At 71.2% G+C, this 22514-nt stretch carries 20 protein-coding genes and 1 pseudogene; 13 read left to right on the top strand and 8 right to left on the bottom strand.

The window, feature by feature from the left end:
• The 4 genes from efeB to IF00_RS0114335 all read left to right on the top strand — a co-directional run bounded on the left by efeB (position 1) and on the right by IF00_RS0114335 (position 4876).
• Positions 1-1269 (top strand): iron uptake transporter deferrochelatase/peroxidase subunit, encoded by a 1269-nt coding sequence (efeB, locus tag IF00_RS0114350; protein WP_030318040.1) that lies wholly within the window; start codon positions 1-3, stop codon positions 1267-1269.
• Between the two features lie 81 nt (positions 1270-1350).
• On the top strand, positions 1351-2286 hold the full coding sequence (pheA, locus tag IF00_RS0114345) for a prephenate dehydratase (protein WP_030318039.1): 936 nt from the start codon (positions 1351-1353) through the stop codon (positions 2284-2286).
• 497 nt (positions 2287-2783) lie between these two features.
• Complete coding sequence (serS, locus tag IF00_RS0114340; protein WP_030318037.1) at positions 2784-4073, top strand: serine--tRNA ligase; 1290 nt, start codon at positions 2784-2786, stop codon at positions 4071-4073.
• Positions 4070-4876 carry an HAD family hydrolase gene (locus IF00_RS0114335; RefSeq protein WP_030318036.1) on the top strand — a complete coding sequence of 269 codons (807 nt, stop codon included), beginning with the start codon at positions 4070-4072 and terminating at the stop codon, positions 4874-4876. Before serS ends, IF00_RS0114335 begins: the two co-directional genes overlap by 4 nt.
• Positions 4877-4979: 103 nt before the next feature.
• Here IF00_RS0114335 and IF00_RS0114330 read toward each other — a convergent pair whose 3' ends face one another.
• Both IF00_RS0114330 and lpdA read right to left on the bottom strand, forming a co-directional pair.
• A complete protein-coding gene (locus IF00_RS0114330; RefSeq protein ID WP_030318034.1) occupies positions 4980-5639 on the bottom strand; it encodes a rhomboid-like protein in 660 nt (219 codons plus the stop codon).
• A gap of 35 nt (positions 5640-5674) precedes the next feature.
• A complete protein-coding gene (gene lpdA / locus IF00_RS0114325; protein ID WP_030318033.1) occupies positions 5675-7078 on the bottom strand; it encodes a dihydrolipoyl dehydrogenase in 1404 nt (467 codons plus the stop codon).
• A 122-nt stretch (positions 7079-7200) separates the two neighbouring features.
• On the opposite strand from lpdA, the gene IF00_RS0114320 reads away from it, so the two are divergent.
• A complete protein-coding gene (locus IF00_RS0114320; protein ID WP_030318031.1) occupies positions 7201-7881 on the top strand; it encodes a FadR/GntR family transcriptional regulator in 681 nt (226 codons plus the stop codon).
• On the top strand, positions 7878-9176 hold the full coding sequence (locus tag IF00_RS0114315) for a CynX/NimT family MFS transporter (protein WP_030318029.1): 1299 nt from the start codon (positions 7878-7880) through the stop codon (positions 9174-9176). The genes IF00_RS0114320 and IF00_RS0114315 overlap by 4 nt, the downstream gene beginning before the upstream one ends.
• Before the next feature lie 87 nt (positions 9177-9263).
• On the opposite strand, the gene IF00_RS0114310 is transcribed toward IF00_RS0114315, so the two are convergent.
• The 4 genes from IF00_RS0114310 to IF00_RS0114295 are packed head-to-tail and all read right to left on the bottom strand — an operon-like array spanning position 9264 to position 12829.
• A complete protein-coding gene (locus IF00_RS0114310) occupies positions 9264-9983 on the bottom strand; it encodes an ABC transporter permease (protein WP_030318027.1) in 720 nt (239 codons plus the stop codon).
• A 14-nt stretch (positions 9984-9997) separates the two neighbouring features.
• Positions 9998-10909 (bottom strand): ABC transporter ATP-binding protein, encoded by a 912-nt coding sequence (locus IF00_RS0114305; RefSeq protein ID WP_030318025.1) that lies wholly within the window; start codon positions 10907-10909, stop codon positions 9998-10000.
• Positions 10910-10958: 49 nt separating this feature from the next.
• Positions 10959-11870 carry an ABC transporter permease gene (locus IF00_RS0114300; protein ID WP_030318024.1) on the bottom strand — a complete coding sequence of 304 codons (912 nt, stop codon included), beginning with the start codon at positions 11868-11870 and terminating at the stop codon, positions 10959-10961.
• Positions 11867-12829 carry an ABC transporter ATP-binding protein gene (locus IF00_RS0114295; RefSeq protein WP_030318022.1) on the bottom strand — a complete coding sequence of 321 codons (963 nt, stop codon included), beginning with the start codon at positions 12827-12829 and terminating at the stop codon, positions 11867-11869. Before IF00_RS0114295 ends, IF00_RS0114300 begins: the two co-directional genes overlap by 4 nt.
• A 286-nt stretch (positions 12830-13115) precedes the next feature.
• Between IF00_RS0114295 and IF00_RS0114290 the strand changes: the two genes are divergently transcribed.
• From IF00_RS0114290 to IF00_RS0114265, 6 genes and pseudogenes are all read left to right on the top strand, one after another.
• Positions 13116-13949, top strand: a complete 834-nt coding sequence (locus IF00_RS0114290; protein ID WP_209439765.1) for a M24 family metallopeptidase — start codon at positions 13116-13118, stop codon at positions 13947-13949.
• Positions 13949-15742 carry an SDR family oxidoreductase gene (locus IF00_RS0114285; RefSeq protein WP_030318018.1) on the top strand — a complete coding sequence of 598 codons (1794 nt, stop codon included), beginning with the start codon at positions 13949-13951 and terminating at the stop codon, positions 15740-15742. Before IF00_RS0114290 ends, IF00_RS0114285 begins: the two co-directional genes overlap by 1 nt.
• A gap of 120 nt (positions 15743-15862) precedes the next feature.
• A complete protein-coding gene (locus IF00_RS0114280; protein ID WP_030318017.1) occupies positions 15863-16810 on the top strand; it encodes a MerR family transcriptional regulator in 948 nt (315 codons plus the stop codon).
• A gap of 122 nt (positions 16811-16932) precedes the next feature.
• The gene (locus tag IF00_RS0114275) at positions 16933-17505 is read left to right on the top strand and encodes an RNA 2'-phosphotransferase (RefSeq protein ID WP_030318014.1); all 573 of its coding nucleotides are present in this window, start codon (positions 16933-16935) and stop codon (positions 17503-17505) included.
• A gap of 159 nt (positions 17506-17664) precedes the next feature.
• Positions 17665-18117, top strand: coding sequence for a hypothetical protein (locus IF00_RS0114270; protein WP_030318010.1), 453 nt, complete (start codon positions 17665-17667; stop codon positions 18115-18117).
• Positions 18118-18142: 25 nt separating this feature from the next.
• Positions 18143-18946 (top strand): annotated as a pseudogene (locus IF00_RS0114265) (LLM class flavin-dependent oxidoreductase); the annotation flags it as partial.
• 153 nt (positions 18947-19099) lie between these two features.
• Here IF00_RS0114265 and IF00_RS46955 read toward each other — a convergent pair.
• A complete protein-coding gene (locus tag IF00_RS46955) occupies positions 19100-19621 on the bottom strand; it encodes a DUF6083 domain-containing protein (RefSeq protein WP_245234536.1) in 522 nt (173 codons plus the stop codon).
• On the opposite strand from IF00_RS46955, the gene IF00_RS0114260 reads away from it, so the two are divergent.
• Entirely contained in the window at positions 19580-20761 is a 1182-nt protein-coding gene (locus tag IF00_RS0114260; protein ID WP_245234535.1) for an HAD hydrolase family protein, read from the top strand. The two genes, IF00_RS46955 and IF00_RS0114260, sit on opposite strands and share 42 nt — an antisense overlap.
• A gap of 23 nt (positions 20762-20784) precedes the next feature.
• On the opposite strand, the gene IF00_RS0114255 is transcribed toward IF00_RS0114260, so the two are convergent.
• Complete coding sequence (locus tag IF00_RS0114255; RefSeq protein WP_030318008.1) at positions 20785-22497, bottom strand: GAF domain-containing sensor histidine kinase; 1713 nt, start codon at positions 22495-22497, stop codon at positions 20785-20787.
• Positions 22498-22514: the final 17 nt, after the last annotated feature.

Raw genomic sequence — 22514 nt, 5'->3', positions numbered from 1 at the left:
GTGACCGAGAACGACAATCCTGAGATCTCCCGGCGGCGCCTCCTCGGCACCGTCGGCGCGGCGGGCGCGGCCGGGCTCGTCATCGGCGCGGCCGGTGGCGTCGGGGTCGCCGCGGCCGGGTCGGGCGACGACACCGCCGGGACCGGAGCCGGTGGCGCTCCGGCGCTGACGTCCGTCGGTGCGACCGAGGTGATGTTTCACGGGAAACATCAGGCCGGTATCACCACGCCCCTGCAGTCCCGCGGTCATCTGATCGCCTTCGACCTCGCCCCCGGCGCCGGTCGCAAGGAGTCGGCAGCGCTGCTGCGCCGCTGGTCGGTGACGGCGAAGGCCCTGATGGCGGGCAAGGCCCCGGCCGGGGACACCGGAGTGGCGCTCGACGCGGGCCCCTCCTCCCTCACGGTCACCTTCGGCTTCGGCCGTACCTTCTTCGACCGGACCGGGCTCACCGCCCGTCGCCCCTCCGCGCTCGACCCGCTGCCCGCCTTCTCGGCCGACGCCCTGGACGCGCGGCGCTCGGAGGGCGATCTGTGGGTGCAGATCGGCGCCGACGACGCGCTCGTCGCCTTCCACGCGCTGCGGGCCCTCCAGAAGGACGCGGGCGACGCGGCCCGGGTGCGCTGGCAGATGAACGGCTTCAACCGCTCGGCCGGTGCCACCGCGAAGCCGATGACGGCCCGCAACCTGATGGGTCAGATCGACGGCACGGGCAATCCGAAGGTCACCGATCCCGACTTCGACCGGCGGATCTTCGTCCCGGCGGGCACCGGGGGCGCGACGGAGTGGATGGCGGGCGGCTCGTACGCGGTGGTGCGCCGGATCCGGATGCTGCTCGACGACTGGGAGAAGCTGCCGCTCGACCGGCAGGAGAAGGTGATCGGGCGGCGGAAGTCCGACGGGGCCCCGCTCAGCGGCGGCAGCGAGACCACCGAGCTCGACCTGGACAAGCGCGGTCCGGACGGAACGACGGTCATCCCGGACAACGCCCACTCCCGTATCTCCGCCCCCGAACAGAACGGCGGGGCGGCGATGCTGCGCAGGCCGTTCTCCTTCCACGACGGGATCGCCGCCGACGGGACGCCGGACGCCGGTCTCCTCTTCGTCTGCTGGCAGGCCGACCCGCTGAGGGGCTTCGTGCCCGTGCAGCGCAAGCTCGACCGGGGCGACGCGCTGTCCGCGTTCATCCGGCACGAGGCGAGCGGCCTCTTCGCGGTCCCGGGCGGTCCCGCCGAGGGCGAGTACGTGGGACAGCGGCTCCTGGAGTCCTGACCGGCCGGGTCGGCCGCCGGCGGACACACGTGTCCCGTCGGGCGGGCGGCCCGGGGCTCCGGGGCCCATTAGGGTGACGGTATGTCCGCCAACCGGTACACGTATCTCGGCCCCGAGGGCACCTTCACGGAGGCCGCGCTGCGGACGCTGCCCGAGGCCGCGACGAGGGAACTCGTCCCCATGGTCTCGGTCCCGGCCGCGCTCGACGCCGTACGGAACGGGGAGGCCGCCGCCGCTCTCGTACCGATCGAGAACTCGGTCGAGGGCGGGGTGACCGCGACCCTCGACGAGCTGGCCTCCGGCGAGCCGCTGATGATCTACCGCGAGGTGCTCCTGCCGATCGCCTTCGCGCTGCTCGTGCGGCCGGGGACCAAGTTGTCGGACATCAAGACCGTGACGGGCCACCCGGTGGCCCAGCCGCAGGTCCGGAACTGGCTGCGGGCGCATCTTCCCGAAGCCCTGTGGGAGTCCGCCGCGTCCAACGCGGACGGGGCCCGGCTGGTGCAGGAGGGCCGCTTCGACGCCGCCTTCGCGGGGGAGTTCGCGGCGGTGACGTACGGCCTCGAGGCGCTGGTCACCGAGATCCACGACGCGGAGAACGCCGAGACGCGGTTCGTCCTGGTGGGCAGGCCGGCCCGGCCGGCCGCGCCGACCGGCGCGGACAAGACCTCGGTGGTGCTGTGGCTGGGTGACGATCATCCGGGTGCCCTCCTCGAACTGCTCCAGGAATTCGCGGTGCGCGGGGTGAACCTGATGCTGATCCAGTCCCGGCCCACGGGGGCGGGGATCGGGAACTACTGCTTCGCCGTGGACGCCGAGGGCCATATCTCGGACCGGCGGGTGGGCGAGGCGCTGATGGGGCTCAAGCGGATGTGCCCCAAGGTGCGCTTCCTCGGCTCGTACCCGAGGGCGGGCGTCGCGGTCGAGGACGTGGCAGCGCTGCGGCGCGGCACCTCGGACGGGGAGTTCATGGCGGCCTCCGACTGGTTGGCGAGGGCCCAGGACGGTCGGGCCTGACCCGATACTGACCGAACGCTCCCGGTGACGGGAGCGTTCGTCCACAGGTGCGAACCACTAGTCCTACCTGCATATTTTTCAGTTACCCACAGCGGTTATCCACAGGCTCCTCGTTCGACCTGGGGACAAGTCGACAGCTCACCCCGACAAGGTCGACAAATCGCCCTAGCCACTCCTCGACCCGCCTCGACTGTCCACAGCACGGGGAAGACGCCCTCGTCAGCACAGTTCGCTCGACCAACTCTTTGGGGCGAGCAATTCCCACCCAAATGAGTGCCTCAATGGTGTTTGATCACGGAATTCCCAGGGGCGGGGCAGGAAATCCACGCGATCTTCCCCGTAGTCCACAGATCTTCCGCACAGCCTGTGGATAACTGAATGCGGAGCCCGGCTCCCGGCATTCTCACGGGTATCAATGCGGGCATAACGTCACGCGTGACAACACGCGTGACGTTATCCGGTGGGGGCGGGCGAACGCGCACCGGTAGCCTGGTGGGGTGATTGACCTTCGCCTGCTCCGTGAGGACCCCGACCGTGTTCGCGCCTCCCAGCGCGCCCGTGGAGAGGACGTCGCGCTCGTCGACGCCCTGCTCTCCGCCGATGAGCGGCGCAGGTCGTCCGGCGTCCGCTTCGACGAGCTCCGATCCGAGCAGAAGGCGCTCGGCAAGCTGATCCCCAGGGCCACCCCGGAGGAGCGCGCCGAGCTCCTCCAGAAGGCCGAACAGCTCAAGACCGACGTCAAGGCCGCCGAGGCCGAGCAGAACGAGGCCGACGAGACGGCCAAGCAGCTGCTGCTCCAGCTCGGGAACATCGTCCACACCGACGTCCCGGTCGGCGGCGAGGAGGACTTCGTCGTCCTCGAGACGCACGGCACCATCCGCGACTTCGCGGCCGAGGGCTTCGAGCCCAAGGACCACCTGGAGCTCGGCGAGGCGCTCGGCGCCATCGACGTCGAGCGGGGTGCCAAGGTCTCCGGCTCGCGCTTCTACTACCTGACCGGCGTGGGCGCCCTCCTGGAGCTCGCCCTGGTCAACGCGGCGATCGCGCAGGCCACCGAGGCCGGCTTCATCCCCATGCTGACCCCGGCGCTGGTCCGTCCGCGCGCCATGGAGGGCACCGGCTTCCTCGGCCAGGCCGCGGAGAACGTGTACCACCTGGAGAAGGACGACTACTACCTCGTCGGCACGTCCGAGGTGCCCCTCGCGGCGTACCACATGGACGAGATCATCGACGCGGACAAGCTGCCCCTGCGGTACGCGGGCTTCTCGCCCTGCTTCCGCCGCGAGGCCGGCACGTACGGCAAGGACACCCGCGGCATCTTCCGCGTCCACCAGTTCGACAAGGTCGAGATGTTCTCGTACGTCGCGCCGGAGGACGCCGAGGCCGAGCACCAGCGGCTCCTGGAGTGGGAGAAGCAGTGGCTGACCGGTCTGGAGCTGCCGTTCCAGGTCATCGACGTCGCCACCGGTGACCTCGGCGCCTCCGCCTCCCGCAAGTTCGACTGCGAGGCGTGGATCCCGACCCAGGGCAAGTACCGCGAGCTGACCTCCGCCTCCAACTGCAACAGCTTCCAGGCCCGCCGTCTCTCCGTCCGCATGCGCGACGAGCAGGGCGGCAAGAAGACCGTGCAGCCGCTCGCCACCCTGAACGGCACGCTCTGCGCCGTACCGCGGACGATCGTGGCGATCCTGGAGAACCACCAGCTGCCCGACGGTTCCGTGCGCGTCCCGGAGATGCTGCGGCCCTACCTCGGTGGCCGTGAGGTCCTGGAGCCGATCGCCAAGTGAGCTCCTTCCCCTACCGCCTGGTCGCGACGGATCTCGACGGCACGCTGCTGCGCGCCGACGAGTCCGTCTCGGCCCGCACGCGGGACGCGCTCGCCGCCGTCACGGAGGCGGGCGCCGCGCACATCGTCGTCACCGGCCGGGCGGTGCCCTGGACCCGGCACATCCTGGACGACCTCGGCTACGAGGGCATCGCGGTGTGCGGGCAGGGCGCGCAGGTCTACCACGCGGGTGAGCACCGGCTGCTCACCTCGCTGACCCTGGACCGGCAGCTCGCGGGGCTCGCCCTCTCGAAGATAGAGGCGGAGGTCGGCCCGCTGGCGCTGGCCGCGAGTCGCGACGGCCTGGAGGGCGAGGTCCTGATGGGCCCCGGCTACCGGGTGCACCCGGGACCGCTGCCGTACGTGCCGTACGAGGATCCGGCGGAGCTGTGGGCGGCGCCGCTGACCAAGCTCTACCTCCAGCACCCGACGCTGTCGGACGACGAGCTGACCGTCGCCGCCCGTGCGACGGTCGGCGGTCTCGTCGACGTCGTCATGGCGGGGCCCGGTGTGGTGGAGATCCTGCCGCTCGGTCTGAGCAAGGCGACCGGTCTCTCCCTGGCGGCGCGCCGGCTGGGTGTGAAGGCGGCGGAGACGATCGCGTTCGGCGACATGCCCAACGACATCCCGATGTTCGGCTGGGCGGCGCACGGCGTGGCCATGGGCAACGCGCACGTCGAACTGCGCGCGGTGGCTGACGAGGTCACCACCTCGAACGAGGAGGACGGCATCGCCGTCGTCCTGGAGCGGCTGCTGTCGGTCTGACCGGCCGCGGGGAAAAGAAAAGGGGCGGCCCGCGTGGACCAGGTCCACGCGCTCGAAGCGGCCGCCCCTTCTTTTCGGGGGAACCCCCGTGTCCCCCGTACAACTAGTGTGCGCCGGGCCCCTGTTCGGGGGCGAATGGTTTTCCGCGGGTGAGCGGGTAGCAGGCGAGGCCGATGGCCAGCGAGATCGCATGCCCGAGATCGGTGTACGTGCGGTCGGCGAGCAGCGGTACGACGAAGAAGGCCACCACTGCCGCGAGGTAGAGCCAGCGCCAGGGGCGGGCGAGCCGGTACGTGAGGATGCCCGCCGAGGCGGCGAGGCCGTAGCTGACCCCGATGTCGACGACATGCGCCATGCTGCGCGGCACGTCGTGGAGGCGGATGGCCACCAGGACGACCTGCTGGCTGATCAGCGTGGCCGCGATATGGGCCGTGGCGACGACGAAGAGCCATTTCGCCGTACCGAGCCACCGCTCCACGGGCGCGTGGATCACCTCGAACAGCGCCGCGTACAGCAGCAGGTCGGCCGGGTCCTCGATCCAGAACGCGCTGCCGAGCAGGGCCCTCAGCGGATGGTGGGACAGCTGGTGGAGATTGCTGCTGTTGCGGTGCAGCAGATAGCTATCGAGGCCTTGGGGGGACAGCGCGATGACGAGGCTGGTGATCGCGATGACCGCGAGCCAGAGATGCGTACCGGGTGACGAACGCACCCACGACCTGAGCGGTCGGGACGGTTCGCCACCCGGGAGGTTCTCGGGAGGCACGTGTCCGTGCCTATCACCCCGAACCGGTGGAAACCTCAGAAATTGATCATGTGTCCGGCAATGCCGTGGATCGCTTCCTTCACGGCCTCGCCCAGCGTCGGGTGCGCGTGGACGTTCCGCGCGACCTCGTGGACGGTGAGGTCCCACTGCTGCGCCAGGGTCAGCTCGGGGAGCAGCTCGGTGACGTCGGGGCCGATCAGGTGGGCGCCGATGATCTCGCCGTGCGTCCCGTCCGCGATGATCTTGACGAAACCGGTGGCGTCGCCGAGGCCATGCGCCTTGCCGTTCGCCACGAACGGGAACTTGGCGACCTTGACGTCGTAGCCCTTCTCGCGGGCCTGCGCCTCGGTCCAGCCGAAGCTGGCGATCTGCGGCTGGCAGTAGGTCGCGCGCGGGATCATCGGGTAGTCGAGCTCCATGGTCTCCGCGTCCCCGATGGTCTCCGCGGCGATGACACCCATGGCCTCGGCGGTGTGCGCGAGCATCAGCTTCGCGGTGACGTCGCCGATGGCGTAGATGTGCGGCACGGAGGTGCGGCATCGGCCGTCGACGTCGATCGCACCGCGCTCGGTGAGGGCGACGCCGGTGGCCTCCAGGCCGTAGCCGGTGACGTTCGGGGCGAAGCCGATGGCCTGGAGGACCTTGTCGGCCTCCAGGACCTTCTGGACGCCGTCCTTGCCGGTGACGGTGACGCGGACCTGCGGGCCGGACTCGTCGATGGCCTCGACGCGGGTCGAGGTCAGGACGTCGATGCCGAGCTTGCGGTACTGCTTCGCCAGCTCCTTGGAGACCTCTTCGTCCTCCAGCGGCGCGATCCGGTCGAGGAACTCGACGATCGTGACCTTGGTGCCGTAGTTGTTGAGGACGTACGCGAACTCGATGCCGATCGCGCCGGCGCCGGCGATGATGATCGACTGCGGGGCGTCCTCGGCGAGGATCTGCTCCTCGTACGAGACGACGCGCTCGCTGCGGGCGGTGCCCGGGAGCAGTCGCGGGGTGGCGCCGGTGGCGATGATGCAGTTGTCGAACTGGATCGTCTCCGAGGTGCCGTCGGACTTGGCGACCTGAAGGGTGTTCGCGTCGAGGAAGGTTCCCCGGCCGCTGAACTCGGTGATCCCGTTCTTCTTCATGAGGAAGTGGACGCCCTTGACGCGGCCGTCCGCGACCGAGCGGCTGCGGCGGAACGCCTCGGTGTAGTCGAAGGAGACGGTGCCGTCCACCTTGATGCCGAAGGTCTTGGCCTCATGGTTGAAGATGTGGGCCAGTTCGGCGTTGCGCAGCAGTGCCTTGGTGGGGATGCAGCCGACGTTCAGGCAGACACCGCCCCAGTACTTCTCCTCGACGACCGCGACCCGCTTGCCCAGCTGGGCGGCGCGGATGGCGGCGACGTAGCCGCCGGGGCCAGCTCCGAGTACGACGACGTCGAAGCGGTCTGACATGACTGACTCCCGAGGGTGGTGAGGGTGTTCGGTCCGCGTACGGGCCCACAGTAGTCCGGTGTCCCGCCCACGGTCAGTTGTAGGATGACCGGGCAACCGGGCAAATGGAAGGTCGGAACGGCATGGCACTCAGGGCGACGGGGCGGACCTCGCTGGTGGACTCCGTGGTGGACCAGCTGCGGACGCAGCTCGCGGACGGAGAGTGGGCGGTCGGCGACCGCATCCCCACCGAGCACGAGCTCGCCCAGCAGCTCGGTGTGGGCCGCAACACCGTCCGCGAGGCGGTCAGGGTCCTGGTCCACGCGGGCCTGCTCGAATCCCGCCAGGGCAACGGCACCTTCGTCAGGTCGACCGCCGATCCGGCGGCCGTGCTGCGCGGGGTGCGGCACGCGGGCGCGGCCGACGTCCTGGAACTCCGGGTCGCCCTGGAGGCCGAGGCGGCGCGGCTCGCGGCGGCCCGGCGGGACACCCACGACCTGCTGCGGCTCCGGGCGGCCCTCACCACACTGCGCGAGGAGGGCGACCGGAACGCGGACGCCGACCTCGCCTTCCACCTCGCGGTCGTCGGCGCCACCCACAACGCGGCCTTCGTCGAGGTGTACCGCTTCTTCTCCGCCCAGGTGCACGAGGTGCTCGTCGAGGCCCTCGGCGACCGGGAGATGCCGCCCGTCGACATCGACGCCCACGAGGCCCTGGTCGCGGCGATCGAGGCGGGCGACCCGGAGGCGGCGGAGCGCCAGGCCCGCGAACTGCTGCGGGTCCCGATGGAGACGGTCGCGGCACTGACGGAGAACTCCCGATGAGCGCGGAGACCCGTACGGAGGGTTCCGCCGCCCCCTCCCCCGTACCGCCCCCCGTCCTCGTCGACGCCGAGGCCGGAGTCCCGGCGTCGGCCGCAGGGGCTGCGGCGCGGCGGGCGCTGCTCGCGCATCCGGCGCTGCTGCTGGCCGGAATCGTGCTGGCCTCGCTGAACATGCGGGCCGCGCTCGCGAGCGTGGCGCCGCTGGTCGGCGAGATATCCGGGGCCTTCGGACTCTCCTCCACGGCGAGTTCGCTCGTGACGTCGGTGCCGGTGCTGTTCCTCGGCGTCGGCGCGCTGGTGGCGCCCTGGCTGGGGCGCCGCTTCGGCGCCGAACGCGTGCTGCTCGGGGCCCTGCTGCTGCTCGCCGTGGGCATCCTCGCGCGCGTGCTGCCCTCCGTGTACGCCCTGTACGGCGGCGGCATCCTCGTCGGCACCGCGATCGCCCTGCTCAACGTGCTGATGCCCGGCCTGATCAAGCGTGACTTTCCGGACCGGGCCGCGGCGATGACCTCGGTCTACACGGGCGCGATGATCGCCGGTGCGACGGTCGCGGCGGCGGCCGCTGTGCCGCTGGAGAAGGCGCTCGGCGGTGGCTGGGAGGGCTCGCTGGGCTTCTGGTCCCTGCTCGCCGTGGTCGCCGCGGTCGCCTGGCTGCCCCAGGTCCTGATCGCCCGGGGCCGCACCGGCCACGCGGTACGGGCCGTCCCGGCCGCCGGCGCCCGCCCGGTGAGCGTCTGGCGCTCGGCGCTCGCCTGGCAGGTCACGCTGTTCATGGGCCTGCAGTCGCTGTGGTCGTACGTGCTGATCGCCTGGATGCCGACGATCTTCACCGACCACGGGATGAGCCGCTCCACGGCCGGCGTCGTCTTCGCCTTCAACAACCTGATCCAGGTCGCGGGCGCCTTCGTGGTACCGCTGCTCGCCGGCCGGATGCGGAGCCAGCGTCCGCTGATCGTCCTGGTCACCACGCTGGTCGCGGCCGGTTACGCCGGTCTGATGGTGGCGCCGGTGGAGGGTGCCTGGCTCTGGTCGGCGGTGCTCGGGGTCGGCCAGGGCGGGGCGGTCGGTCTCGCCCTGACCCTGATCGTGCTGCGCTCCGGGGACGCGGTGACCGCGGCCCGGCTGTCCGGGATGGCCCAGACGGTCGGCTATCTGCTCGCCGCCGCGGGCCCGCTCGCGGCCGGCGCCCTGCACCAGGCCACCGGCTCCTGGACGCTGCCGATCTGTGTGGTCCTCGGCGTCTGCGCGGCGGCCCTCACCGTGGGGCTCTTCGCCGCACGGGATCGGACGGTGTGAGGGGAGGGGGGTTGCGGTGCGGCTCCGGGGTGGGGCTCCCGGGGTGGGGCGCCCGGCCTCGGAGCCGTACCGCTTCCGTGTCCGCTTCTACTCTTCGCCCGCCAGCTTCAGCGTGCGGAGTTTGAAGCCGGCGAACCAGGTCGCCACGATCGTGACCGCGGAGAGGAGCACGACCGCCGTGGTGAGACTGACCTCCGAGGTGATCAGGCCGTCACCGGTGACCTTCTCGGCGAGGGCGAGCGCCCACTGCTGGACGCTCAGGGTGCGCGCCCCCTCGATCAGGGAACCGAACAGGGCCTCCCACACCAGGGCGTAGACCAGGCCGATGACCACCGCGTGGCGGCTGATCGTGCCCAGCAGCAGGAACAGCGCGCTGTACGCGATGGAGGCCACGAGCGCCGCCACCGTGTACGCCACGGCGACCTGCTGGCCGTTGCCGTTGAGGATGAAGCCGGCGATGAACGTCGGTACCGCCGAGAAGACCATCGTCACCGCGATGGCGACGATCAGCTTCGTGAAGATGATCGAGGGCCGCTTCACCGGCTTGGACAGCAGATAGACGATCGAGCCGTCGTCGATCTCGGGTCCGATCGCGCCCGTACCGGCGATCACACCGATCAGCGGGACCATCGTGGCCAGCGCGAAGCCGCCGAGGACATCGGCCGCGACCTGGTCGTCCGCACCGTTGAAGGCGCGCACCGCCGCGGCGATGAGCAGCAGCATGCCGGGCAGCAGGAAGAGGATCAGGGCCCGGCGGCGGCCGAGGAGGGCCCGGTAGGTGAGCCGGGCGACTGTGGGGTTGTACATCGGTCAGGCTCCTTTCAGGCCGCGACGAGGTATGAGAAGACCGATTCGAGGGACTCGTCCGAGGGCGAGACCGTCAGCAGACGGATCCCCCCCTCGCGCGCGACCTTCGGCAGCAGCTCGGTGAACCGTCCGAAGTCCACCGCCTGGATGCGCAGTCCGCCCTCCACGTGGTCGACCTCGATGCCGGCCGTGGACGGGTCGGCGATCAGCGCCGCGGCGAGTGCCCGGTCGTCGCTGGAGCGGACCAGGTAGCGGTGCGGCCGGTCCGTCATCAGCCGGCGGATCTTCCGGAAGTCGCCGGAGGCCGCGTGGCGCCCGGCCACGATCACCTCGATGTGGGAGGCGAGCTGCTCGACCTCCTCCAGGATGTGCGAGGAGAACAGCACCGTGCGGCCGTCCGCGCCCATCTGCCGCAGCAGGTCCATCAGCTGCATGCGCTGGCGCGGGTCCATGCCGTTGAACGGCTCGTCGAGCAGCAGCACCGACGGGTTGTGCACGAGGGCCGAGGCCATCTTCACGCGCTGCCGCATGCCCTTGCTGTACGTGGAGATCTTGCGGTCCTGCGCGTACTCCATCTCGACCGTGGCCAGGGCCTGCTGGGCCTCCTTGGCGCCGAGGCCCTGCAGTTCCGCGTTCGCCACGACGAACTCGCGGCCGGTGAGGAAGTCGTACATCGCCTCCCGCTCGGGCACGACGCCGATCTCGCGGTAGACCGACTCGTTCCCCCAGATCGTCTGCCCGTCGAGGGTGACGCTCCCGGTGGAGGGGTCGAGGAAGCCGCCCATCATGTTGATCAGGGTGGACTTTCCCGCGCCGTTCGGCCCGAGGAGGCCGGTGACACCCGGGCCCACGGTCATCGTGACGTCGTTCACGGCCACGACGTTTCCGAACCAGCGGGAGACGTGGTCGATGGAGAGGATGCTCATGGGCGCTGCCCATTCCTTAGAAGGGTGGTGGCGGGCGACGGGAGGGCTGTCACAGCCCGACCTTTCGGTAGCGGCGCATCAGGATGCCGTACGAGCCGGCGACGAGCGCGAGGACGACCAGCAGATAGACCGCGCCGACACCGGCGCCCGGTCCCTCGCCTCCGGGGAAGGAGGAGGGCGCGCCCAGGAAGGCGGTCTGCACGCCGTCGATGAGCGTGATCGGCGAGAACAGGCCGAGCCAGGAGATGGCGCCGAGGTTGTCCGTGCCGTACGCGATGCCCTGGAGCGTCGAGACCGCCCCGTACGAGATCGTCAGCGCACCGATCACGGCGGCGACACCGAAGCCGCGACGCGGCGTGAGCGCCGCCATGACCAGCCCGACGCCGCCGAACAGCAGCGAGAGCAGGGCCACGGAGACCAGTCCCTGGCCGAACATCTGCGTCTGGGTGCCGAAGTCCATCTTGGCCAGCAGGGAGCCGACCCAGAGGATCACGAGGGGAACCGCCGTCAGCAGGAAGAGCGCCGAGGCCATCGCGCCGAACTTGGCGAGCACGTAGTCCGCGCGCTCGATCGGCCGGGAGAAGTACAGCGGCACGGTCCGGAACCGGAGGTCGCGGGAGACCGACTGCGGCGCCTGGGAAGCCAGGTAGATGCCGATGACGACCTGGAGGAAGATCGCGTACTGCGTGTACTCGATCGACAGCTTGGACTGCTTGGTGACGACCGCGACCGCGACGATGATCAGCGCGGGTACGCACATCACACCTGAGAGCAGCATCGGCAGCACCTTCGACTTGGCGCTGCGGCCCAGGCCGTACGCGCCGCGCAGGGACTGCGAGAACAGCGACCTGCGCGCGTACGCCCGGCCGAGTCGCGGGCCGTCGTAGGAGCGGTAGCCGATGTTGTGGATGCGGGTCGTGTCGGGAGCGGCCTGGGAGGGCTGCGGGATCTGGGTGCTCATCGGGCCGGCACCTCCTCGTGCTGGGACGCCTCGGGGCGGAAGACCTCGGCGATGTGGTGGCGGCGCTGCTCCATGCGGACGAGACCGAGGCCGAGGTCGGCGACGGTGTCCCGAACGAGGTCGTACGTCTCCTCGCCCGCGGCCTCCAGGAGAAGGATGTGGCCGGCGCCGGGCAGGCCCTCCTCCACGCCCGCGTGGAGCGTGACGCCCGCGGCGGTGAGAGCGGCGCGGAGGGCCGCCGTGCCGTCGGTGTGGACGTCGGAGTCGGTGACCTCGACGGCGAGCGTCGTCGTCGTCCGGGTGAAGTCGCTGGTGGAGCTGGAACGGAGGAGGCTGCCGCCGTCGATGACGACGACGTGGTCACAGGTCCGCTCCAGCTCGCCGAGGAGGTGCGAGGTGACGAGGACGGAGATGCCGAAGTCGGTCCAGACCCGGCGGATGAGTCCCAGCATCTCGTCCCGGCCGACCGGGTCCAGACCGTTCGTCGGCTCGTCCAGGAGGACCAGCTTCGGGTCGTGGACCAGGGCCTGGGCGAGCTTCACGCGCTGCTTCATGCCGGTCGAGTAGCCGCCCATCGGGCGGTACCGCTCCTCGTACAGACCGACGTGCCGCAGGGTGTCCGCGGTCCGCTCACGGGCGGCGGTCGCGGGCAGCCCGGACATCCGCGCCATGTGGACGACGAACTCGGTGGCCGAGACGTCCGGCGGGAGGCAGTCGTGCTCGGGCATGTAGCCCACGCGCTCACGGATCTCCGCGCCGTGCGTGCGGACGTCCATGCCGAGGACCTGGGCGGTGCCCTCCGTGGCGGGGGAGAGTCCGAGCAGGATTTTGATCATGGTGGACTTGCCGGCTCCGTTGGCACCCACGAGTCCGGTCACACCGGGTCCGATGTCCAGGGAGAGCCGGTCAAGAGCGGTCACCCGGGGGAACCGCTTGCTGAGGCTTTCGGTCGCGATCACAGTCACGCCTTCGACGGTAGTGGCCTGCGCCACAGCGGTCGTCAGCCCAACGGCTCGATCCTTGTCCGACCAGAGGAGTACAAGCCAGTAGGGGAGCTCGCGACGAAAGTCTTTTTCCACAGGCTCGTGGCCGCTCACGGCGCGCGCGGGACGACCGCTTTTCCACAGGGCGCCGTCCGACCTCTTGACGCAGCCGCCGAGCATTGTCACATTCATCGGTGTCAAGTTACGGACGCGTAGCGCAGTCGGGCGCTCACACGGGACGGCGGGTGGCATGGCCTCAGCGATGACAGGCGAACTCTCCGCGGAGCTGCGGGGGTTCAGGGAAGTACAGCGGCTCTCCTACGAGTGCGCGGAGGCCGTCGCGGCTCAGCTCAAGCCGGGGGTGACCGAGCGCCAGGCCGCGCGGATGCAGCGCGAGTGGCTGTACGACCGGGGGGTGCGGGACTGGTTCCACCGGCCGTTCGCCTGGTTCGGGGACCGCACCGCCTTCGTCGACTTCAGGATCCCGCTGCAGTTCTTCCCGACGAACCGGCGTCTCGAGGCGGGGATGCCGTTCATCCTCGACATGGCCCCGGTGTTCAAGGGCTACACGGCCGACATCGGCTACAGCGGCTGCCTGGGCCTCAACCCCCTGCACGACAAACTGCTCGCCGATCTCCAGGACCACCGCGAGCTGATCCTGCGCGAGGTGCGCGAGCGCCGCACGCTCCGCGAGATCTACCAGGACGTGGACCGGCTCATGGTCCGCCAGGGCTACGCGAACCGGCACCGGGCCTATCCCTTCGGCGTCATCGCCCACAAGATCGACCGGGTGAAGGAGCGCCGCTGGTCGCCGACCGTCTTCGGTTTCGGCACCCAGGCGCTCAAGGGCCTCGCCGGCGATGCCCTGCACGGGCACCGGGACGGCTGGTCGCCGCTCTGGTCGCCGTACACGTTCTCCGACCACCCGCCGCAGCCCGGCCTGTGGGCGGTCGAACCGCACCTCGGATTCCGGGGGACGGGCGCGAAGTTCGAGGAGATCCTGGTCGTCACCGACTCCAGGGACCCCGAGCAGAGCGCGTTCTGGCTGGACGACGATCTGCCGCACGTGCGGCGCTGGAACGAAGGGGCGGTCTGATGGCGGGGTTCGACGAAGCGCGGGAGCGCTGGGTCCGTACGGGCGGGATCGAGCTGTGTGTCGCCGAGCTCGGCGAAGAGGGCCGGCCCACCGTGCTGCTCGTGCACGGCTACCCGGACTCCAAGGAGGTGTGGACGGAGGTCGCCACCCGGCTCGCCGAGGACTTCCACGTCGTCCTCTACGACATCCGCGGCCACGGCCGCTCGACCGCGCCGGCACCGCTGCGCGGCGGCTTCACCCTGGAGAAGCTGACGGACGACTTCCTCGCCGTCGCCGACGCCGTCAGCCCCGACCGGCCGGTACACCTCGTCGGCCACGACTGGGGCTCGGTGCAGTCCTGGGAGTTCGTGACCGTCCCGCGCACCGAGGGCCGGATCGCCTCCTTCACCTCCATGTCGGGGCCCTCACTCGACCACTTCGGGCACTGGATCAAGCGGCGGATGACCCGGCCCACCCCGCGCCGGGTCGGCCAGCTCCTCGGCCAGGGCGCCAAGTCCTGGTACGTGTACATGCTGCACACGCCCGTGCTGCCGGAGCTCGCCTGGCGCGGCCCGCTCGGAAAGCGCTGGCCGAAGATCCTGGAGCGCGTCGAGAAGGTCCCCGCCGGTGACTACCCGACGCCCTCGCTGCCGAGCGACGCGGCGCACGGTGCCTGGCTCTACCGGGACAACGTCCGGGCGCGTCTCGGCAGGCCGCGCCCCGACGCGTACGCTCACGCACCCGTGCAGCTGATCACGCCGACCGGCGACGCCTTCCTCTCCGAGCGGCTCTACGACGACCTGGCCGACTGGGTGCCGGACCTGACCCGGCGCACGCTGCCGGCGAAGCACTGGGTGCCGCGCACCCGGCCCGACCAGCTGTCCGCCTGGATCGGCGAGTTCGTCCGGACCCACGAGGAACCGGCGACCAGGGCGCCCGCGCCGGTCGCGGCGGCGGTGGCGAAGAGCGGTGTCGAGCCGGCCTACACCGAGCGGTTCGGCGGCCAGCTGGTCCTGGTGACCGGGGCGGCCAGCGGCATCGGACGGGCCACCGCCTTCGCGTTCGCGGAGGCCGGCGCCCGCGTCGTCGCCGTCGACCGGGACAGTGAGGGCGCGGTCCGCACGGCCGAGATGGCCCGGCTGATCGGCGCCCCGGAGGCCTGGGGCGAGACCGTCGACGTCGCCGACGAACAGGCGATGGAGAAGCTCGCCGCCAAGGTGGCGAGCGAGTACGGAGTCGTCGACGTCCTCGTCAACAACGCGGGCATCGGGCTCACCGGCTCCTTCTTCGACACGACCAGCGAGGAGTGGAAGCGGGTTCTCGACGTCAACCTGTGGGGCGTGATCCACGGATCCCGGGTCTTCGGCGCACAGATGACGGCGCGCGGCCAGGGCGGCCACATCGTCAACACCGCGTCCGCCGCGGCGTTCCAGCCCTCCCGAGCCCTGCCGGCGTACAGCACGTCGAAGGCGGCGGTGCTGATGCTCAGCGAGTGCCTGCGCGCCGAGCTGGCCGACCAGGGCATCGGGGTGTCCGCGATATGCCCCGGCATCGTCAACACCAACATCACGGCGACCGCGCGGTTCGCGGGAGTCACCGACGAGGCGGAGGAGAAGCGGCGCCAGCGGAAGGCGTCCCGGCTGTACGGCCTGCGGAACTTCCCGCCCGAGAAGGTCGCGGACGCGATCCTGGGGGCGGTCCTGCACAACCGCGCGGTCGTCCCGGTGACACCAGAGGCGCGGGGCGCGCACTTCCTGTCCCGGTTCAGCCCGGGGACACTGCGGGCGTTCGCGCGGTGGCAGCCGCCGGCCTAGGAGGTGTCCTGATCGACAAGGCGCCCCCTAGGGCGGGTGGGCGCGGCGGTCGTACGATCGGTCCCCTGCAGGAGGGGCCCCGCGGCGGCGGGGTGGAGCGAGCGGTCGGTGGGAGCGGGTTTGTCCGAGCAGTCAGCACAGCCGGAGTACAGGATCGAGGATCTCGCCCATCACAGCGGGGCCACGGTCCGGACGATCCGCGCCTACCAGGACCGCGGGCTCTTGCCCCGCCCGGAGCGGCGGGGCAGGTCGAACGTGTACGGGGACGCGCACCTCGCGCGGCTCCGGCAGATCGCCGACCTCCTCGACCGGGGCTACACCCTGGCCTCGATCAAGGAGCTCCTGGAGGCCTGGGACACCGGCCGGGGGCTCGGCGGGGTGCTCGGTCTGGTCGCGGAGGTGCACGGCCCGTGGACGGACGAGGAGGCGGACCGGATCTCCCGTGCGGAGCTCGATGCCCGCTTCGGCGGCACGCCGGACGAGGCGGCCATTCTGGAGGCCGTCGAGCTCGGCGTACTGGAGCCGCTTCCGGACCGGGAGACGGAGGAGTACCTCGTACCGAGCCCACAAGAGCTCGCCGTGGCCGCCGAGTTGTACGCGGCGGGGGTTCCGCTCGCGGCAATCACCGGACACCTGCGAGAACTTCGGGACCAGGTGGAGCACATAGCTTCCCGTTTCCTGGAGTTCACGACCGAGCACGTCTTCGCGCGCTATCTGGAGCACCGGCCGCCCACGGACGCGGACGCGCACGAGGCGGCGACGATGGTCCGGCGCCTCCGGCCGCTCGCCCAGCAGACGGTGGACGCCGAACTGGCGCGGGCGATGCGACTGTTGGCCACGAGGCATCTGGAGTTCCATCTATCCCCGCACGCGCCTCCGGCGAAGGACGACGAGTCCCGGTCCGTGGCGCTACCCGCCGGGACGGTGCGGGCCGTTCAGAGTCTGGTGGGGCCGGAAGGGGTCGCCGCTTTCGTCGCGGCCGCTGCCGAACGAGAGGTCCACAAAAGAACATTGGACGCACTCACCTCAAGTCACCACATTGGTGGTGAATTTACTCAATCCACCTGAAAAGCAAGGTGCGTTGTCCACAGAATCGTCAACTAGCCTGTGGATAACTTACTTTGACTGTGGATCAAACCTGTGTGCCAAAATCGATGGCCCGGCGATCCGAGCTCCGTCATCCTGACGGAATGACCCGACAACAGCCCCCGCCACAACCGCCGGACGAACGCCGCACGGTGAGAATCTCGAAGTACCTCTCCAAGCATCTGCGCCACCAGCCCGAGCGCATCGGCCTCGTCCTCGATCCGCAGGGCTGGACGGAGATCGACGCGCTGCTCGAAGCGCTCGCCCGGAACAACTTCCCGATCACTCGCGCGGAACTCGACCACGTCGTCGCGACCAACGACAAGAAGCGCTTCGCCGTCGAAGGCACCCGCATGCGCGCCAGCCAGGGCCACACCGTCGAGGTGGACCTCGACCTGCCGCCCGCTGAACCGCCCGCGTACCTCTACCACGGTACGGTCGCCGCGGCGCTTCCCGCGATCCGGGCGGAGGGGCTGCGCCCCATGGCCCGGCACCACGTCCACCTCTCCCCCGACCGGGAGACCGCGACCCGGGTCGGCGCACGCCGCGGCCGGCCGGTCGTGATCGCCGTCGACGCCGGCGCCATGCACCGGGCCGGACACGTCTTCCGCGTCAGCGCCAACGGGGTCTGGCTCGCGGACGCCGTCCCGCCGCAGTTCCTCCGCTTTCCCGGCTGAGACCGGCCTGTGGGCGGAGACCGCTCCGAGGCGGAGACCGGTCGGAGGCGGAGACCGGTCCGTGGCGAAGGCAGGTCGGTGGCACAGACCGATCCGCTGCCGGGATCGATCCGCTGCTGAGACCGCCCCTCTCCGGCCCACTGAGGCATGATCGTTCCCATGGCTCACCCACACCTGCCCAGCACCGAAGCAGCCGTCGTCGCGATCCGCGAGCTGGCCCAGGAGTTCAACCTGGAGATGACGGTGACCGACGACATCGGCGCGGACCGGACGTCCCGGCGTACGTCGTCCGGCGCGTTCGCCGTCCTCGACAGCGACGGTTCGCTGCCGCACGAGGCCTACGTCGAACTGGGCGGCTCGCCCTCCGTCACCGTCCAGATCTTCCCCGAGGACGACGCCCGGATCATTGTCGACGGCATCGAGTTCGCGGACGTCCCCCGCGACTCCGTCCCCGCCTTCGTCCGCGCGGTCCACGGCGGCATCGCCCACGTGAAGGGACGTTTCTTTCCGCCCGGCTGGTGGCTGGTCGTTCCGCTGCCCGGAGACGAGACGTACAAGGAGCTCGTCCCCGGCGCCTCGCTCACCCCCTGGATGAACCGCAACGTCCGCTGATTCTCCCGCGCGTATCGTGGCAGTCATGCGCTTGAGTACGGTGATCCTCCCCATCCACCGATGGAGCGAGGGGCAGAAGACCTGGCAGCGGGCCGAAGAACTCGGCTTCCACGCCGCTTACACCTACGACCACCTGTCCTGGCGGACCTTCCGGGACGGCCCGTGGTTCGGGGCCCTGCCCACGCTCACGGCGGCGGCCACGGCCACCGAGCGGATCCGGCTCGGCACGCTCGTGACCTCGCCGAACTTCCGCCACCCGGTGACGCTCGCCAAGGAGCTGATGGCGCTCGACGACATCTCCGGCGGACGGATCACGCTCGGCATCGGCGCGGGCGGCAACGGCTTCGACGCCACCGCGCTGGGGCAGGAGCCGTGGACGCCGAAGGAGCGCGCCGACCGTTTCGCCGAGTTCGTGCCGCTGCTCGACCGGCTCCTCACCGAGGACGCGGTGACGCAGCGGGGCACCTTCTACTCGGCGGACGAGGCCCGGAACATCCCCGGCTGCGTCCAGCGCCCCCGCCTTCCGTTCGCGGTCGCGGCGACCGGTCCGCGCGGACTGAAGCTGGCGGCCCGGTACGGGCAGGCGTGGGTGACCACGGGTGACCCGAAGATCTTCGAGGAAGGCACCCCGGAGCAGTCGGTGGCGGCGCTGCGCGGCCAGATCGAGAAGCTCGGCAAGGCGTGCGCCGACACCGGACGCGAGGTGGCCGAGCTCGACAAGGTCCTGCTGACGGGCTTCACCCCGGACCGTGGCCGCCCGCTGGAGTCCGTGGACGCGTTCGTCGACTTCGCGGGGCGCCACCGCGAGCTGGGCTTCACCGAGATCGTGGCGGCCGACGCCTGCGAGCGGCCGCGAGGCGTTCGCGCGGCCGACGCCTGCGAGCGGCCGCGAGGCGTTCGCGCGGCCGACGCCTGCGAGCGGCCGCGAGGCGTTCGCGCGGCCGACGCCTGCGAGCCTTCGTCGAGGCGTTCGCCCGGTGGATCAGGCGATCCGCCGGGCGTGGCCCCGCCACAGGGCCAGCAGGACGGGGGAGCCGACCGGTTCCGGACTCGCCGCGCAGACGTCGAAATGACTGACCCGGCACGTGTCGGACGGCACGGCGGAACCCAGGTTGACCGCGGTTCCGTCCCCCGCGACCCGCCACCGTCTGCCCGCCGGGACGGCGGTGGTGGCCAGCTCCCCGGGCTCGATCATGATCCAGCGGCCCCGCACCGTCCGGTGCCAGACGGCCTGGCCCCCGCAGCGCCGGCAGGCGGAGGCGGCCGGCCCCGCCGCTCTCGGTACGGAAGGTGCGGACCCCCCGGACCGGGGCTCCGGCACACCGGCGGCGGCGCGCCGCACCTCCCGTATCGCCTCCCCGAAGCGGATGTCCCGTACGACGCCGCCGCCGCGCACCGCGAACGGCGCGGCGTCGACCAGACCCGCCAGGACGTCCCCCACCAGCACCGGGTCCCTGGCGGGATGCGCCGCGTCGGCTCCCTCGCATTGCGGGCAGAGGAGCATGCCGAGACTCGGGACCCACGTCCCGTACGGCGCACCGCAGGAGTCGCACTCGTCGTTTCTCCGGCCCGAGCCCATGCCCCACCCCTTGAGACGTCATCAGCTCTCAGGGATCTTCCCCGTCAGCCCGAAAACGAACGGACGTTTACGGCCACGTCGGGGCGTAAGCACCCGGCCGCCGGGGAAGGGCCTGCCCGAAAACCGCCACTCATATGTGCAGCTCCCCGCACGCCCGTGCGTTCGGTGCGGAAGAATGGTGCGGTGACCACTCCCCGTTCCCCGCGTACTCCCGCCCCGACGGTCCGACTGATCGCCACCGACCTCGACGGCACGCTCCTGCGCGACGACAAGTCCCTGTCCGAGCGCACGGTCGCCGCCCTCGCCGCCGCCGAGCGGGCCGGGATCGAGGTCTTCTTCGTCACCGGCCGCCCCGCCCGCTGGATGGACGTCGTCAGCGACCACGTCCACGGCCACGGCCTCGCGATCTGCGCCAACGGCGCCGCCGTCGTCGACCTCCACGCCGGCGGCACCTTCATCGAGGTGCGCCCGCTGGAGCGGTCGGCCGCCATGGACGTCGTCGTGGCCCTGCGCGCCGCCGCGCCCGGGAGCTCCTTCGCGGTCGAGCTCACCACCGGCATCCACTACGAGCCGCACTACCCGCCGTTCCACCTCGACCCCGGCGCGACCGTCGCCACCGCCGAGAAGCTCCTCTTCGAGGAGGCGCCCGGCGCCGCGGCCCCGGTCCTGAAGCTGCTCGCCAAGCACCCGGACCTCGACCCCGACGCGTTCCTGGCGCTGGCCAGGGAGGCCGCCGGAGACCGGGCCTCCTTCACCCGCTCGGGACCCTCCGCCCTCATCGAGATCAGCGGCCTCGGCGTCTCCAAGGCGTCCACCCTGGCCCGGTGCTGCGCCGAGCGCGGGATCACGGCCGACGAGGTCGCGGCCTTCGGCGACATGCCCAACGACATCGAGATGCTGAGCTGGGCGGGCCGTTCGTACGCGATGGGCCAGGCGCACCCCGATGTGATCGCCGCCGCCTCCGGCCGTACGGTCGGCAACAACGAGGACGGGGTGGCCGTCGTCGTCGAACAGCTGGTGGCCGAGGCGCTGCGCGCGGCCGGCACCACGGCACCGCAGGGCTGAGACCCACCCGCGGGGGGGCAGGCCTACAGCGGCGCCTCCCACACCACCGTCGTTCCGCCGCCGTCCTCCCCGATGCCCGGGCCGCACCAGCTCGCGCCGCCCAGCGACTCGGCCCGGCGTGCCAGGTTGCGCAGACCGCTGCGGCGCCCGCCCGCCGGGATGCCGATGCCGTCGTCGGCGACCTCGAGCCGTACCCCGGCGGAGCCGTCGGGCAGGGTGACGCCGGCGTCGACGACCACCTCGATCCGGCTCGCCTCGGCATGCCGGAAGGCGTTGGACAGCGCCTCGCGCAGCGCGGCGATGAGGTTCTTGCCGGTGAGTTCGCCGACCGTCGCGTCGATCGCGCCGAGGAAACGGTGCGCCGGCTTGAAGCCCAGCGGCACGGCCGCCATGTTGATCTCCCGCAGAACGCGCGTACGCAGCCCCGACGGGGCCTCGGCGGGTCCCTGCTGGAGCGCGAAGATCGCCGTACGGATCTCCTGGATGGTCACGTCCAGCTCGTCCACGGCCTTGCCGACGCCCTCGCGCACGGCCGGCACGATCGACCGGCGCTGGGCGCTCTCCAGCATCATGCCGGTGGCGAAGAGCCGCTGGATGACGAGATCGTGCAGGTCACGGGCGATCCGGTCGCGGTCCTCGTAGACGGCGAGGCGCTCCCGGTCCCGCTGCGCGTCGGCCATCATCAAGGCCAGCGCCGCCTGCGAGGCGAACTGGGTGGCGAGCGTCCGCTCCGTCTCGGTGAACTGGCGCCCGCCCCGCACCCGGGGCGTCGCGAGCGCGCCGAGCACCCGCCCGCCGCTCTGCAGCGGCAGCATCATGCTGGGCCCGTACGGGGCGGTCAGCCGGCTGATCATGCGCGGGTCCGTCGAGGCGTCCGCCACGAAGACCGCCTCGCCCTCCAGGAGCCGCCGCACCACGGCACTCTCGGGCGGGATCACCACGCCCAGCGATTTCGTGGGCCGGGGCGAGGAGACGGCGACGATCTCCAGGCCGCCGTCCTCGGCGGGCAGCATCACGATCCCCGCGTCGGCGTCGGCGAGGCGGCGGGCCTGCTCGGCGACGACCGTGAGGGCGTCGTCCGCGTCGCCGCCGGCGAGCAGCGCGGTGGTGACGGCGACGGAGCCGTCGATCCACCGTTCGCGCTGGCGGGCGGCCTCGTAGAGGCGGGCGTTGCCGATGGCGATGCCCGCCTCGGTGGCGAGCACCCGGACCATGTGGACGTCGTAGTCGTTGAACTCGCCGCCGCTGTGCTTCTCCGCGAGGTACAGATTGCCGAAGATCTCGCCCTGGACCCGGATGGGAACACCGAGAAAGGTCCGCATCGGCGGGTGTCCGGGAGGGAACCCCGCGGAGCGCGGATCGGCGGAGAGGTCGGCGAGGCGGATCGTCCGGGGGTCTCGGATGAGCGCGCCGAGCAGTCCTGCGTGGCCGTCGGGGCGGTGCCCGATCCGGCGGGCCACGTCCTCGCCGACGCCGAAGGTGACGAAGTCCGACAGGCCGTTGCCCTCCTCGTCGACGACGCCGATGGCGGCGTAGCGGGCGTCGGCGAGTTCGGCGGCGGTCTCGCAGATGCGGTCGAGGGTGGAGTGGAGTTCGAGCCCGGTGCCCACCGAGCGCATGGCTTCCAGGAGCTGAGGCACGCGGGCGGTGAGCTCCGTGGACAGCCCCTGGAGGCTGCGGGTGGCCTGGGTGGCGGCTTCCAGGGGGTCCGAGGCGTCGGACGCTGCGGCGGTCATGAGCTTGAGCCTAGTAA

The sequence above is a fragment of the Streptomyces flavochromogenes genome (assembly GCF_000717595.1).
Lineage (GTDB): Bacteria > Actinomycetota > Actinomycetes > Streptomycetales > Streptomycetaceae > Streptomyces > Streptomyces flavochromogenes.
The sequence above is the reverse complement of the archived record's forward strand: the minus strand, read 5'-3'. Positions and strand labels throughout refer to the sequence as shown.

Excerpts from the sequence above, each read along its gene's own strand:
- pheA (WP_030318039.1), top strand. The coding sequence starts at position 1,351 with ATGTCCGCCAACCGGTACACGTATCTCGGCCCCGAGGGCACCTTCACG.
- IF00_RS0114270 (WP_030318010.1), top strand. The coding sequence starts at position 17,665 with ATGGCTCACCCACACCTGCCCAGCACCGAAGCAGCCGTCGTCGCGATC.
- IF00_RS0114275 (WP_030318014.1), top strand. The coding sequence starts at position 16,933 with ATGACCCGACAACAGCCCCCGCCACAACCGCCGGACGAACGCCGCACG.
- IF00_RS0114255 (WP_030318008.1), bottom strand. The coding sequence starts at position 22,497 with ATGACCGCCGCAGCGTCCGACGCCTCGGACCCCCTGGAAGCCGCCACC.
- IF00_RS0114285 (WP_030318018.1), top strand. The coding sequence starts at position 13,949 with ATGGCGGGGTTCGACGAAGCGCGGGAGCGCTGGGTCCGTACGGGCGGG.
- IF00_RS0114290 (WP_209439765.1), top strand. The coding sequence starts at position 13,116 with ATGACAGGCGAACTCTCCGCGGAGCTGCGGGGGTTCAGGGAAGTACAG.
- IF00_RS0114260 (WP_245234535.1), top strand. The coding sequence starts at position 19,580 with ATGCGCCGCGTCGGCTCCCTCGCATTGCGGGCAGAGGAGCATGCCGAG.
- lpdA (WP_030318033.1), bottom strand. The coding sequence starts at position 7,078 with ATGTCAGACCGCTTCGACGTCGTCGTACTCGGAGCTGGCCCCGGCGGC.
- IF00_RS0114305 (WP_030318025.1), bottom strand. The coding sequence starts at position 10,909 with ATGAGCATCCTCTCCATCGACCACGTCTCCCGCTGGTTCGGAAACGTC.
- IF00_RS46955 (WP_245234536.1), bottom strand. The coding sequence starts at position 19,621 with ATGCTCCTCTGCCCGCAATGCGAGGGAGCCGACGCGGCGCATCCCGCC.
- IF00_RS0114310 (WP_030318027.1), bottom strand. The coding sequence starts at position 9,983 with ATGTACAACCCCACAGTCGCCCGGCTCACCTACCGGGCCCTCCTCGGC.
- IF00_RS0114300 (WP_030318024.1), bottom strand. The coding sequence starts at position 11,870 with ATGAGCACCCAGATCCCGCAGCCCTCCCAGGCCGCTCCCGACACGACC.
- IF00_RS0114320 (WP_030318031.1), top strand. The coding sequence starts at position 7,201 with ATGGCACTCAGGGCGACGGGGCGGACCTCGCTGGTGGACTCCGTGGTG.
- IF00_RS0114315 (WP_030318029.1), top strand. The coding sequence starts at position 7,878 with ATGAGCGCGGAGACCCGTACGGAGGGTTCCGCCGCCCCCTCCCCCGTA.